This is a genomic window from Rheinheimera baltica, assembly GCF_030731985.1.
In the GTDB taxonomy this organism is placed as follows: Bacteria; Pseudomonadota; Gammaproteobacteria; order Enterobacterales; family Alteromonadaceae; genus Alishewanella; species Alishewanella baltica.
In genome coordinates, this window is the sequence record NZ_JAPJDY010000011.1 from 65,577 (window position 1) to 78,559 (window position 12,983).

Genomic DNA, 12,983 nt, shown 5'->3' on the forward strand with positions numbered 1-12,983 from the left:
GTATAGCATATTAAAAATCTACCAGCTAAAGTGCCGCATTCTGTTACCCTTAACCCGAAAGTAAACAATAAAAGTACGTCTTTATGCCCTCAGAAAAACACAAGATGCTTAGCGGGCAGTGGTATAACCCGCTTGATAAAGCGCTAAGTGCCGAGCGCCTTGCATCGCGCAAGTTGCAGCATCAGTTTAACCATAGTTCGCCTGAAGATGAAGCAACGCGCAGGGCGGTGGTAAAACAGTGGTTACCTAACACGGGAAAGCATTTTTACGTTGAGCCACCATTTTATTGTGATTATGGCTACAACATTAGAACCGGCAGCAAGGTATTTTTTAATTTTAACTGTGTGGTGCTGGATGTGGCGCCAGTAGTTATTGGCAGCAACGTGTTTTTTGGCCCGGCAGTGCAAATTTATACTGTAAACCATCCCCTGGATGCCTTAAAACGACGCACTTTGCTGGAGCAGGCTTTGCCGGTAACCATTGGCAATGATGTATGGATTGGCGGTGGTGCCGTGATTTTACCCGGCGTAACCATAGCTGATGGCAGCGTTATAGCTGCAGGTAGTGTGGTCACTAAAGATGTGCCGATGGGGGTACTGGCTGGTGGCAATCCATGTAAAGTAATTAAAGCCATTAATGCGGTTGATTGATATCACCCAAGTAAATTTAATGTAATTATTTAGTGTTAATCTGGTATTCAGCACTAGCCTGTAACTATAATCGGCGCAGAATCAGATTATAGGTACCTAAAAATGAAATTCTCTCATAGTGTTATTGCAGTAGTCTTACTCGTGGCATCGCAAGCGAATGCCTGTGGTTTCAGGTTAAGTGATGGCAAGTTACTTAAATGCGGTATGTCACGCATCGAACTGATATCACTGGCCGGTGAGCCGCTATTTAAAGATATAGAAACCCTTGGTGTTGGTAGCGGCGAGCCGGTAAAAGGCGAAACGATAGAAACTTGGTCTTACAGGCTTACCGGTGATATTGGCGGTGATTATTTGCTTAGTATTATGTTAACCGGTGGGAAGGTATCGGCGATACATCGCAAGCAGCAGGGCCGTATTTGATACGTTAACGCGATAGCAGATACAAATCGCCCAGTGTCATTGCGTTTCCACCCAGTTTAAGTTGGCTAAGCAGCAGCAGCGCGCAACTGTATGCATCTTCCAGCGCGTGATGGTTTGCCATTGGCGGCAAACCATGGCGTTGCAGGCAGCTTGGCAGTTTTAACGCATCATGTTTTACCACTTTGCCCTGACGCAGTAAGCGTTGCCATTCTATTTGCATGGTATCAATAAATTTAAACCGAGGCGCCTTACCAAAACAGCGTTGACAGGCAAAGCGCAAAAATTGCTCATCCATTTTGCTATGGTGGGCAACAAACACATAACCGGCATACTGGTTTAACAGCTCTGTAAGAATATCGGCTATGTCGTGCGCTGATTTAAGCTCTCTGTCGTGCAAGCCATGATAAATGGCACTTTGCCCCACACTTACCGGGCTATTAATCAGATAATGTCGTGCTTGCGCTAAGACAATTTCTTGTTGGTGTATTGGTACCCAGCCAATGCTGACAATATGATCTTTACGCGGATTAAGGCCGGTTAACTCTAAATCCAACACTAAAAACGGGCTGTGCTCAACCAAGGTGGTCGCCGCCGGAAACGGCTGACTAATAAAGCGATTAACTACAGCATTGATTGCTGTGTTTTGACGAAACAACCAGTTAAACATTTACATGTCCCGACAAAAGCGGTGTTTCAGGCTGCCTTGTGCATCATTAATTACGGCAAAGCTGTCTTTAAGCTGATGGCGTGCCAGGCCGGAGACGTCCATTGGGTCGAGTAAATTTGTCACATCGTGGCCTTGTTGCAGGTCGTGCTGATGCTTCTCCCAGCGCAGTTGCGCCAGTAAATCAAAGGCATCGTTGATGTTCAGGCTGTCTTTACTGTCTATTACACCTTTTTCGGCCAATTGTTGTAACCGGCGCCGTGTATTCACCTCTGTGATCCCGGCTGACAGTGCATAAACGCGCACCAGATCGGTAAGTAAGCTGATACCGCGTTTTTTTAAATCCAGGCCTTTTTTATGTTTTCCGTCTGCTTCCAGAATAAAGTTTTTAAAAAAGCCAAGTGGTGCAGTGCGCTGCAAAGCAGCTTGTGCCAGATGGTACAAAAACAAGGGAGCTTTTGCCGTACGTTGTAAAATGTCCTGCTGTAAGGCGTTAAACAAGCCTTTGCTGCCATCAATAACACGTAAGTCAAAAAAGATACTGGCTTTGAGCAGTGCTTCTGGTGTGGGCGTGGCTATCCAACGGGCAAAACGCCCCGACCAGCCTTTTAAGCTTAACCGTAGCTCAGGATTGGTTGCCATGATATTACCCGGACATAACGTCACACCACATTGCGCTAAGCCCTTACAGACAAATTCAGCCAGCTCAGAAAAATACTCGGCAACGGCGCCTGTGGGTTCTTTCTCCAATAGCAGTGCATTGTCCTGATCTGCGTTTAAACTTTGGTCCATTCTGGCTTGCGAGCCAAAGGCCAGCCAGCTAAATATGCAGGGAGCTTCACCTAATTTTTGTTGAGCCAGGTAAATTAGTCGCTGCGTTAGGGCGTCGGTAATAGTTGTAATTATGTGGCCCGCTTCGTGGGCGGGTACCTGTTGCTTATTTAATGTGATAGCAAGCGTAGCAATTTGCTGGCTGCAGCGTTCTAATCCATCAACGTCAGGCTGGCGATGGATCTCGCCGATAAGATACACCGGATGATCCTGTTGGCTTCGTATGATGTCGGTGGCACTTAGCATACCGCAGCAAATACCTTGCGCCATTACTGGTAAGTGGTGCACATTGTGTTGGCTCATCTGTTGCACGGCTTCATATAAATAAGCATGAAAATCAATACTGTGTGGTTGCCGTGTCATTACATGGTTAACCTGGGTACTGGCCGGTAACCCCAACGCGAGCACACGGTTACGTAAGTCGCGGTCGGTGATAATGCCAACCAGCTTATCTTGCTCTTCAACTAATAACGATGACACCCGATGGTCTGACATCAATTTGGCTGCGTCTTGTACGCTTTGCTCTGGCCGTATCGCGACTTTACGCTGCTGCACAACATCGCTAATTTTAAGCGTAAAACGCGAGCCTTGCTGTTGTTCACGGTATTGATGCAAACGTCGGCTAAACAGACGCTGAAAAAAAATATCAACATTTTTATACTGATAACGACATTGGTGAAATGCTTCAGCATCCAGCCAATAAACCAGGCCGTCTTCTTCACATATTAAAGTGTCGTTGTCAGTTAAACGGGTTAGGAGTTGCTGATAGCCATAAAAGTCGCCAGCTTGCAGTTTGGTTAACAGTTTCTGTTGATCACTATACAACGCAAAAATTCCGGTGCGAACAATAAGCAACCGGTCACTGTTAACCTGCACCTTATCCCGCGCTTTGCAATACACCACATTAATGTGGCTGGAAAATTGCCCAAGGTTTGCCTCGCTTAGTTGGTTAAACGGGGTAGTCTGTGCAAGAAAATGAATAACGTCAGCAACTTCCATTCTGGCTCCGGTTACACCGAAATTGAATTCTCGTTAAGCCGCTTACCCAGTGCAAACGGCGGTTATTAATGCATCATCTGCGCTGAGCGATTGCCACTGAGCACTCAACGGAGCTGAACTTATTGGAATATCCAGCTGTTCTGTAAAATCTGCGCGTGCCATCTGGCCACAATGCAATACTACTGGCACCCGTCGTGCCATCGCCCGACGTTCAAAAAAATACAAATCAACTAATTTTACGTCTGGGTTTTGTGTATTGGCTGACGCGTTAGCCACATCTGCAGCAATAAAGCGCAATGTTTGCGGGTATAAGTAACTCCAGGGACGCCAGGCCGCTTTTTGTTCGATGGCTTTAACCACAACCACGCCAGCGGGCAGGCGTGACGCTTGGTATTGATACCAGCTATATTCACCTTGAATTTGAAAGCCAAGCATAGCCGCACCGGCAAACACCGGAATTAACCAACGTGGTGCGCGGTTGCTGCTGAGTTTTCTCAGTAACAGTGCAATACCTGCGGCGCCAAGTCCTGCGAATACCGTTGCAATCAGTTCCCAAAGCATAGTGTTTTCCTGAAAAGGACGGGCTTTCACCGTGAAAGCCCGTCTCATTATTGTGGTCTTGCTTTAGCATGTAAAGCAAGTAGGTGTTTGATGTTTAGTGGTCTGTAGCAGCACCGGCACCTTTGGGGTAACGCACACTTTCAACCAATTCCTGGATGTGTTTTGGTGGCGCTTCAGTGGCAGACGATACCGCAAAAGCAACGGCAAAGTTAATCATTGCACCTATAGCACCAAACGACAGTGGCGATATTCCGTAGCCCATTGAACCAAACAACCAGTTATCCGGAGTATTGGCAAATGTTGCTGTACCTGGGATAAAGAACCAACCTAAGTACAAGAAGATATACAGCACGGTAGATAGTAAACCGGCTAACATCCCCGCTATAGCACCTTTGTTGTTAACGCGTTTGGAGAAGATACCCATCATCAGCGCCGGGAATATTGACGCTGCGGCGATACCAAAGGCGAGAGCTACCGTTTGTGCTGCAAAGCCGGGCGGATTCATCCCTAACCAGGTCGCAATAACAATGGCCACTGCCATTGAGATACGAGCGGCACGCAATTCACCTTTTTCACTGATATTGGGATTAATGGACCCTTTAATTAAGTCATGACTTACCGCTGATGAAATCGCCAGTAATAAACCTGCTGCAGTAGATAGCGCTGCAGCCAAACCACCGGCAGCAATTAAGCCGATTACCCAGCCTGGTAAGTTGGCAATTTCAGGGTTTGCCAGTACCAGAATGTCGTTGTTTACTGTTAACTCATTACCATTCCAACCACGCTCAGTTGCCGTTTGCTTAAATGACTCTGACTTGTCATTGTAAAGCTGAATACGGCCATCGCTGTTCTTATCATCAAATTTAATAAGGCCTGTGGTTTCCCAGTTTTTAATCCAATCTGGACGCTGGGCATACTCGATAGCATCAGCTGTAGTGCCAGCAGGATAGATAGTGGTTAACAGGTTTAACCGTGCCATTGAAGCTACAGCTGGAGCGGTTAAATACAACAGCGCGATAAATACCAGAGCCCAGCCCGCTGACCAACGTGCATCTGATACCTTAGGAACGGTAAAGAAACGAATAATAACGTGTGGCAGGCCTGCAGTACCAATCATCAGTGATAAGGTAAATAGCACCATGTTCAGCTTATTCGATACATCACCGGTGTAGTCGGTAAAGCCCAGATCACGTACCACCATATCCAGTTTTTGCAGTAGTGGCATACCCGATTCAATATGTTCAGAGAACAAACCCAGCGGAGGTAAAAAGTTACCGGTAAGTTGCAGTGAAATAAACACTGCCGGAATGGTATAAGCAATAATCAGTACCACATACTGCGCAACCTGAGTGTACGTAATGCCTTTCATACCACCCATAACCGCGTATAAAAACACGATGACCGCAGCAATAATAAGGCCGGTATCGCTTTCAACTTCCAAAAAGCGGGAGAAGGCAACACCTGCGCCTGTCATTTGACCGATAACGTAGGTTACCGAGGCAATGATTAAACAGGCAACGGCGACAAAACGGGCATTTTTACTGTAAAACCGGTCACCAATAAACTCGGGTACAGTAAACTTGCCAAACTTGCGTAGATAGGGCGCCAGTAGCATCGCTAGTAACACGTAACCGCCGGTCCAGCCCATTAAAAAGGTCGAGTTAGCGTAACCACCAGCAGCTATAAGGCCAGCCATTGAAATAAAAGACGCCGCTGACATCCAGTCAGCAGCGGTTGCCATACCATTCATTACCGGATTTACGCCGCCACCGGCAACGTAAAATTCTTTGGTTGAGCCGGCCCGCGCCCATATCGCAATCGCAATATACAACGCAAAAGAGCCGCCCACAAAAATCAAATTAATTGCAAATTGACTCATGACGAACTTACTCCTCGTTCAGGCCAAATTCTTTATCGAGCGTATTCATTCTCCAGGCATAGAAGAAGATTAAAACGATAAAGGTTAAAATGGACCCCTGTTGTGCGAACCAGAAGCCAAGATCGGTACCGCCTACACTGATGCCAGCCAGTAGAGGTCGAAATAAAATCCCCCCGCCGTATGACACCAAAGCCCAGACGATGAGGCAACCTACGATCAGGCGAAGATTCGCTGACCAATATGCTGCAGCATTGCTATCGTGCTCAGTCATAAATACACTCCTTTCCTTTGTTATTTTTATCTTGCAAAGTTAATCTAGCAGTAGTTAACACAAGTTAAAGCCCGACTTTAGTCGAAGCCGGTGCGTGGCTAATTGACTTGTGCCTTGTGTTAGGCCAAAAGTACAGCATAAGAAAAACAACAGGAGAGCGCCGTGGCCGCTTGGGTAGTTGCCGTATTGGCATTGGTATATGTTGGTGGTTTGTTCCTCATTGCCAACTGGGGCGAGCGTCACGCTGACGATAAACTAATACGAAAGTATGGGGGGCTGATTTATAGTTTGGCCCTGGCGGTTTACTGTACCTCCTGGACATATTACGGTGCCGTAGGCACGGCGGTGACGCAGGGGTGGGACTACATACCTATTTATCTTGGGCCGGTACTGCTGTTTGTATTTGCGCAACCCTTTTTGTTTAAGTTGCTTTATGTATCTAAAAAACAAAACGTTACCTCAGTTGCAGACTTTATTTCTTCCCGTTATGGCAAGCGCAAAAACATTGCCCTACTGGCCTCATTAATTTGTTTAGTAGTGGTTGTACCCTATATTTCGCTGCAGCTCAAAGCGGTATCCAGTTCCTACCAGGTTTTACTGGGAGGCGATTTTACTGATGAAGCGTCTAATTGGTGGCAGGATAGTGCGTTTTTAAGCACTGTTGCGATGGCATTTTTTGCCATTTTATTTGGTACTCGTAAGTTACACCTTACTGAACAAAGCCGTGGCGTGATGGTCGCCATAGCGTTTGAGTCGGTTGTTAAACTTTTTGCGTTGTTAACACTTGGGTTAGCCGTTTATGTTTTTGTGCTGGGTGAAAGTAGCGATATTTTTTCGCGTTTTGCCAGTCACGCCATGGCGCAGCAACAAAATAGTGAATTTGATGTACTTGAGTTTATAACCAAAACCGTATTAGCCATGGTAGCGGTATTTTTACTGCCAAGGCAGTTTCATGTGGCCTTTGTTGAAAATGTATCGCATCACCATTTACGGCACGCCAGACGCTGGTTTTCGCTGTATTTGTTTTTGGTCACGATTGTGGTTATTCCTATTGCGATTGGCGGTATGCAGCTTTTTCCGCAAGCACTTAACTCTGCCGACAGTTTTGTCTTGTTGATCCCCGCACAGTCGGGTTGGAACACCTTAAGCGTATTAGTTTTTATTGGTGGGTTTTCTGCTGCCACTTCGATGATTATTATCGCGACACTGGCACTCTCTACTATGATCAGTAATGACGTAATTATGCCTAGTTTATTGCGCAGCAGTAAAAAACAAGGCTTACCACATGACTACAGCCTGCTGATATTGCTGGTGCGCCGTAGCATGATTATTCTGGTAATGGCACTGTCATACTTGTATTACAGGGTGTTTGCCCGTAACTATGAACTGGCCGAAACCGGCCTGTTAGCCTTTGCCTTGGTGATCCAGCTGGCGCCTGCCGTAATAGGCGGTTTGTATTGGCGTCGTGGTAATGCCTGGGGCGTTTATCTGGGCATGTGCATTGGTTTTGTGTTGTGGTTTTATACCTTGATGTTACCGCAGCTGGTCAGCACAGGCGCCATTGACAGTGACATTATGCAAACCGGTTTATTTGGTTGGTCGATACTGGTGCCGACAGCGCTGTTTGGCACTGAACTGGATAGTTTGAGCCATGGTGTGTTGTTTTCGTTAGGGTTTAACCTGCTGTTTTATATTATCGGCTCGTTAGCGACACAAGTGAATTTGCAAGATCGGTTACAGGCGGTGGCTTTTGTAAAACCCAATTTGCCGGTTAACCATCAGGATACGCCCGCCAGAAGAATACGTATTCGTAATACCGATTTAAAAATTTTGCTCGAGCGTTTTGTCGGTGCTAATCGTGCTGCAGAATGTTTACAAGAGTATGGCCGTCGCCAGCAGGTTGGCTTGCAGCTGGATGACTTTCCCAGTGTTGGCTTGGTTGAGCATGTTGAAAGAGAACTGGCGGGGGTAATTGGTGCATCGTCAGCCTCAGCGATGGTGAATGCTGTGCTGGAAGGCCGCCAACTGGCGTTTGAAGACGTTGTTACCTTATTTGATGATACAACACAGGCCATTCAGTTCTCGCGTAAAATTTTGTTTTCAACCTTAGAGCATTTAAGCCAGGGCGTCAGTGTTGTAGACCGTGATCTTAATCTGGTAGCGTGGAATCGCTCTTATCTAGACATGTTTGATTACCCGGAAGCGATGGTACGTGTTGGCCGGCCAATAGCCGACATTGTGCGTTTTAACGCGGAGCGTGGCTTATGCGGGCCGGGTACGGCTGATGAGCATGTCGAAAAACGCATTGGCCATATGCAAAATGGTACTGCGCATGTATTCCAGCGGGTTAGGCCGGATGGTAAGGTGATTGAAATGCGCGGAAACCCGATACCAGGTGGTGGTTTTGTTACCAGTTTTACCGATATATCTGATCACGTTAAAGCGGTACAGGGGCTGGCAGAGGCTAAGCAGCACCTGGAAGAGCGGGTTCACGAGCGCACCCAAACCATATCTGAGATTAATCATGAATTACTATCTGAAGTAAAACGGCGTCGAGAAACCGAACAACAACTTTTACAAGCAAAAGCGGAAGCCGAAGTGGCGAATGCGTCAAAAACACGCTTTCTGGCACTGGCCAGCCATGATATTTTGCAGCCATTGAATGCTGCACGCTTGTTTACAGCAGCCCTGGCGGGCAGTAAAGATGCCCAGCAGCAGCAACATATCGTGGGGCAGTTGGATAACTCCCTAAAAGCCTCAGAAGAACTTATTTCGACCTTACTGCAGATTGCTAAGCTTGATGATGGCAAGCTAACCCCGGATGTGCAAACCGTAGCGTTAAAAGAGCTGTTGTCGCAACTTGCAGATGAGTATAGCTTGCTAGCAAAACAAAAAGGTTTAGAACTTATTGTGCGCAAGGCGGATTATCAGGTGCAGACCGACCCGACATATTTACGGCGGATTTTACAAAATATGTTGTCAAACGCCATAAAATATACCAAACAGGGACGTATTTTAGTGGGCGGGCGTAAACGTGGTGACCAGTTACTGATCCAGGTATGGGATAGCGGGCCTGGCATAGCCGAACCTGATTTACTACGCATATTTGAAGACTTTTATCGCATTGACGCCACAGCCAAAGGCCAGCAAGGGGTAGGGCTGGGGCTCGGAGTGGTTAATCGTATGGCAAAATTGCTGGGACATACACTTAAGGTGGCGTCCTGGCCAGGCAAAGGCAGCATGTTCAGTATTCAGTTACCCTTGGTCGCGACTAAAGCTCGCACAGAGCTGCCACTGCCAAATAGTGCTATACAGCGCCCGGTACAGGGGTTGTCTGTGGTGTGTGTGGACGATGACGAGGCAAACTTGTCGGCGCTGTCAATACTGCTTCAGCAATGGCAAATTGAAAATGTAGCCTGTTTTTATGATGAGGACAGTTTGTTGGAATACGCACGAAGCCATCCGGCACCGGATGCATTGTTAATAGATTATCAATTGGGCCAGCATTTGGACGGCTTGCAGCTTTATGCTCGTATCAAACTAATTTGGGGTAATGTAAACGGTATCTTAGTATCGGCTTCACCCGAGGCGGGCTTAGCGCTAAAAGCAAAGCAGCATGGACTGATGTTTTTGGCTAAACCTATTAAACCCGCGGCGCTCAGAGCCAGTTTAAATCATTTAAAAATGCTCAAGCGCGCGGGAAGTGCCGAATAATATGTTTAAATACCCAGTTCTGGTGTTAATGCAGCAGTATTGATTGCTAGTGCTGCGCCATTGCTTTATTAACAGGTGGTTCCAGTGTTAAACGCTGTGCTTGAATAACCACTTGAGTGCGGTTGGTGACACCCAGTTTCCGAAATATGGCCGTAATATGCGCTTTAACGGTGGCTTCAGAAATATGTAAATCGTAGGCTATTTGTTTATTTAGCCAGCCTTCGGTTAGGTAGTACAAAACTTTATATTGTTGATGCGTCAGCTGTGCCACCTTAGCGGCTAAATCTAAATCATCCTCAGCTTCGGCATTATGGTGATCTAGCACCTGTTTTTTCAGTGCTGCGGGTACCCAGAGTTCGCCATCCATAACGGCATTAAGCGCCGCGCTGATATCCGATGGGTTTGCTGACTTTGGCACATACGCCGACGCGCCAAATGCCATAACACGACGAATAACGTCCAGCTCTTCACTGGCAGATATAACGACTATAGGTAAGCTGGGAAAGTTCTTTCGTAGTTGTATTAAGCCTAAAAAACCGCAGTTGCCGGGCATATGCAAGTCTAATAACAGTAAATCCGTATCAGGGTGTTGCTCAAGGGCAGTACAGGTGCTGTCAAAGCTATCTGTTTCAATGGTTGCTTTGGTAGCAAAAGTGCTGCTGATGGCATTTATCAGCGCATTGCGAAACAATGGGTGGTCGTCTGCGACGATCAGTTTTGCCATCTTGTCCTCCGGCGAAGGGAATTGTAATTATTATGTCATTTATAAACAAAAGGCCGCTATATGCGGCCTTTATACTGCGTCTCGTAGAGCGCGGTGTCAAGCGTACACTTTTAGTTTGCTTACTTACGATTCAAACGGTTATTTACCAGTGTTTCTACAACAGAGGGATCGGCCAGAGTAGAAATGTCGCCTAATTGATCATGCTCGTTAGCGGCAATTTTACGTAATATACGTCGCATAATTTTACCTGAACGTGTTTTAGGCAGGCCGGTTGGCGCCCATTGGATCAAATCCGGAGCGGCAATAGGGGATATTTCTTCCCGTACCCAGTCACGTAGGGCTTTGGTCAGCTCTGCGCTGGGTTCAACACCCACTCTTGGCGTAACGTAAACGTAGATCCCCTGGCCTTTAATATCATGTGGATAGCCAACCACCGCTGCTTCTGCCACAGCATCATGTGCTACCAGGCAGCTTTCAATTTCAGCAGTGCCTAAACGGTGACCAGAAATATTCAATACATCATCAACCCGGCCGGTTAACCAGTAATAGCCATCAGCATCACGTTTGGCGCCATCACCGGTAAAGTACATGCCTGGATAAGTACTGAAATAAGTTTGTTCAAAGCGCTCGTGATCACCATATACGGTTCGCATTTGTCCTGGCCAGCTGTCTTTAATCACCAGGTTGCCTTCGCATTCGCCGTTTAATTCGTTACCTTCGTTATCTACAATGGCGGGCTTAACCCCAAAGAAAGGCCGTGTTGCCGAGCCTGGTTTTAATGCGGTACAGCCTGGCAATGGGGTGATGAGAATGCCGCCGGTTTCTGTTTGCCACCAGGTATCGACAATAGGGCAGTTGCCTTTACCAAATTTCTCGTGATACCAGCTCCAGGCCTCAGGATTTATAGGTTCACCCACACTACCCAGAGTTTGCAACGAAGACAAACTGCATCCGTCAACCGGTGCATCGCCGTGCGCCATTAAGGCTCTTATAGCCGTTGGCGCTGTGTAAAGGATATTCACTTTATACTTGTCAACTATCTGTGCCATGCGTTTAACGCTGGGGTAATTAGGCACCCCTTCAAATAAAACACTGGTAGCACCGTTTGCTAGTGGCCCATATACGATATACGTATGACCGGTTACCCAGCCTATATCTGCGGCGCACCAGTAAATGTCACCTTCGTGGTAGTCAAATACATATTGATGTGTCATCGATGCCCACACCATATAGCCACCGGTAGTATGTAACACGCCTTTGGGTTTACCCGTAGAACCGGATGTGTATAAAATAAACAGCGGATCTTCTGCTTTCATAGGCTCTGCAGGACAGTCACTGCTTTGCTTACTCAATAAGTCGTGATACCAGACATCTCTGCCATCCTTACCGGCATTCATATCAACATTTTTGCCAACATGCTTGACTACAATCACATGTTGTACCGGTGAGTTATCCCCCAAATGCGCCAACGCCATGTCTGTGTTGTCTTTCAGGTTTGTTACCCGGCTGCCACGTAAGGACTGATCAGCTGTGATAACCAGCTTGGAGTCACAATCAACAATTCGACTACCTAAAGCATCCGGAGAAAATCCGGCAAAAACTACCGAATGCACGGCACCAATGCGAGCACAGGCGAGTAATGCGACGGTGGCTTCGGGGATCATCGGTAGATAAATGGTTACTTTGTCGCCTTTGGTAACACCCAAGGCTTTCATGCCATTGGCTAACTGACATACTTGTTGATGAAGCTGAGCGTAGGTTAGTGATTTTTGCACATCAGGTGAGTCACCTTCCCAAAAATACGCCACTTGATCTGCCCGTTCGGGCAAATGACGGTCAAGGCAGTTATAACTGGCATTTAATACACCATCGTTAAACCAGTTAATATTTACTTTACCGCTGACGAAACTGGTTTGTTTTACGTTAGTGAATGGGGTAAACCAGTGTAGCCGTTTGCCATGTTCGGCCCAGAAACTATCAGGTGAACTTACCGACTGCTGATACATTTGCATATATTGCTCGTTGGTTAGATGCGAACGCTGTGCTGCGCTGGCCGGAACCGGATAGACTGATTGATGTGACATAACTTCCCCTAAAACTAAACTTAAAATTTTAATACTGCCTTTCTATACAAGCCGCAAGGCAATTGGAATTAGACCTTAGTCTAGCGAATAATTCAGTGCGTTGCCCCGCCTTAATAAACATACTTACGCGGGTTGTTATGGATAGCAGCGGTGGCTTATTTGCGACTAAAGGCTAATTGCGCAGAT

At 46.8% G+C, this 12,983-nt stretch carries 10 protein-coding genes; 3 read left to right on the forward strand and 7 right to left on the reverse strand.

The features are described from left to right. Positions 1-83 precede the first annotated feature (83 nt). Both ORJ00_RS17300 and ORJ00_RS17305 read left to right on the forward strand, forming a co-directional pair. Complete coding sequence (locus ORJ00_RS17300; RefSeq protein WP_306140436.1) at positions 84-650, forward strand: sugar O-acetyltransferase; 567 nt, start codon at positions 84-86, stop codon at positions 648-650. A gap of 102 nt (positions 651-752) precedes the next feature. Further along, complete coding sequence (locus ORJ00_RS17305) at positions 753-1,070, forward strand: hypothetical protein (RefSeq protein ID WP_305974366.1); 318 nt, start codon at positions 753-755, stop codon at positions 1,068-1,070. A gap of 4 nt (positions 1,071-1,074) precedes the next feature. Here the strand turns inward: ORJ00_RS17305 and ORJ00_RS17310 are convergent, their stop codons facing one another. The 5 genes from ORJ00_RS17310 to ORJ00_RS17330 form a co-directional block, all read right to left on the reverse strand. Beyond that, positions 1,075-1,737 carry an exonuclease domain-containing protein gene (locus ORJ00_RS17310; RefSeq protein ID WP_027670203.1) on the reverse strand — a complete coding sequence of 221 codons (663 nt, stop codon included), beginning with the start codon at positions 1,735-1,737 and terminating at the stop codon, positions 1,075-1,077. Then, the gene (locus ORJ00_RS17315) at positions 1,738-3,564 is read right to left on the reverse strand and encodes a DUF294 nucleotidyltransferase-like domain-containing protein (RefSeq protein WP_306140437.1); all 1,827 of its coding nucleotides are present in this window, start codon (positions 3,562-3,564) and stop codon (positions 1,738-1,740) included. Between the two features lie 42 nt (positions 3,565-3,606). Then, positions 3,607-4,125 (reverse strand): hypothetical protein, encoded by a 519-nt coding sequence (locus tag ORJ00_RS17320; protein ID WP_305974363.1) that lies wholly within the window; start codon positions 4,123-4,125, stop codon positions 3,607-3,609. A gap of 94 nt (positions 4,126-4,219) precedes the next feature. Beyond that, positions 4,220-6,004 carry a sodium:solute symporter family protein gene (locus tag ORJ00_RS17325; RefSeq protein ID WP_027670200.1) on the reverse strand — a complete coding sequence of 595 codons (1,785 nt, stop codon included), beginning with the start codon at positions 6,002-6,004 and terminating at the stop codon, positions 4,220-4,222. Positions 6,005-6,011: 7 nt separating this feature from the next. Continuing rightward, on the reverse strand, positions 6,012-6,275 hold the full coding sequence (locus ORJ00_RS17330; protein WP_027670199.1) for a DUF4212 domain-containing protein: 264 nt from the start codon (positions 6,273-6,275) through the stop codon (positions 6,012-6,014). A gap of 162 nt (positions 6,276-6,437) precedes the next feature. On the opposite strand from ORJ00_RS17330, the gene ORJ00_RS17335 reads away from it, so the two are divergent. Continuing rightward, a complete protein-coding gene (locus ORJ00_RS17335) occupies positions 6,438-9,989 on the forward strand; it encodes a PAS domain-containing hybrid sensor histidine kinase/response regulator (protein ID WP_306137580.1) in 3,552 nt (1,183 codons plus the stop codon). Positions 9,990-10,035: 46 nt separating this feature from the next. Here ORJ00_RS17335 and ORJ00_RS17340 read toward each other — a convergent pair whose 3' ends face one another. Next, the gene (locus tag ORJ00_RS17340; RefSeq protein ID WP_027670197.1) at positions 10,036-10,713 is read right to left on the reverse strand and encodes a LuxR C-terminal-related transcriptional regulator; all 678 of its coding nucleotides are present in this window, start codon (positions 10,711-10,713) and stop codon (positions 10,036-10,038) included. Between the two features lie 119 nt (positions 10,714-10,832). Then, positions 10,833-12,797 (reverse strand): acetate--CoA ligase, encoded by a 1,965-nt coding sequence (gene acs / locus ORJ00_RS17345; RefSeq protein WP_305974359.1) that lies wholly within the window; start codon positions 12,795-12,797, stop codon positions 10,833-10,835. Positions 12,798-12,983 lie beyond the last annotated feature (186 nt).

Coding starts and splice junctions, on each gene's coding strand:
- ORJ00_RS17325 (WP_027670200.1), bottom strand. CDS start 6,004: ATGAGTCAATTTGCAATTAATTTGATTTTTGTGGGCGGCTCTTTTGCG.
- ORJ00_RS17330 (WP_027670199.1), bottom strand. CDS start 6,275: ATGACTGAGCACGATAGCAATGCTGCAGCATATTGGTCAGCGAATCTT.
- ORJ00_RS17340 (WP_027670197.1), bottom strand. CDS start 10,713: ATGGCAAAACTGATCGTCGCAGACGACCACCCATTGTTTCGCAATGCG.
- ORJ00_RS17300 (WP_306140436.1), top strand. CDS start 84: ATGCCCTCAGAAAAACACAAGATGCTTAGCGGGCAGTGGTATAACCCG.
- ORJ00_RS17310 (WP_027670203.1), bottom strand. CDS start 1,737: ATGTTTAACTGGTTGTTTCGTCAAAACACAGCAATCAATGCTGTAGTT.
- acs (WP_305974359.1), bottom strand. CDS start 12,797: ATGTCACATCAATCAGTCTATCCGGTTCCGGCCAGCGCAGCACAGCGT.
- ORJ00_RS17320 (WP_305974363.1), bottom strand. CDS start 4,125: ATGCTTTGGGAACTGATTGCAACGGTATTCGCAGGACTTGGCGCCGCA.
- ORJ00_RS17315 (WP_306140437.1), bottom strand. CDS start 3,564: ATGGAAGTTGCTGACGTTATTCATTTTCTTGCACAGACTACCCCGTTT.
- ORJ00_RS17305 (WP_305974366.1), top strand. CDS start 753: ATGAAATTCTCTCATAGTGTTATTGCAGTAGTCTTACTCGTGGCATCG.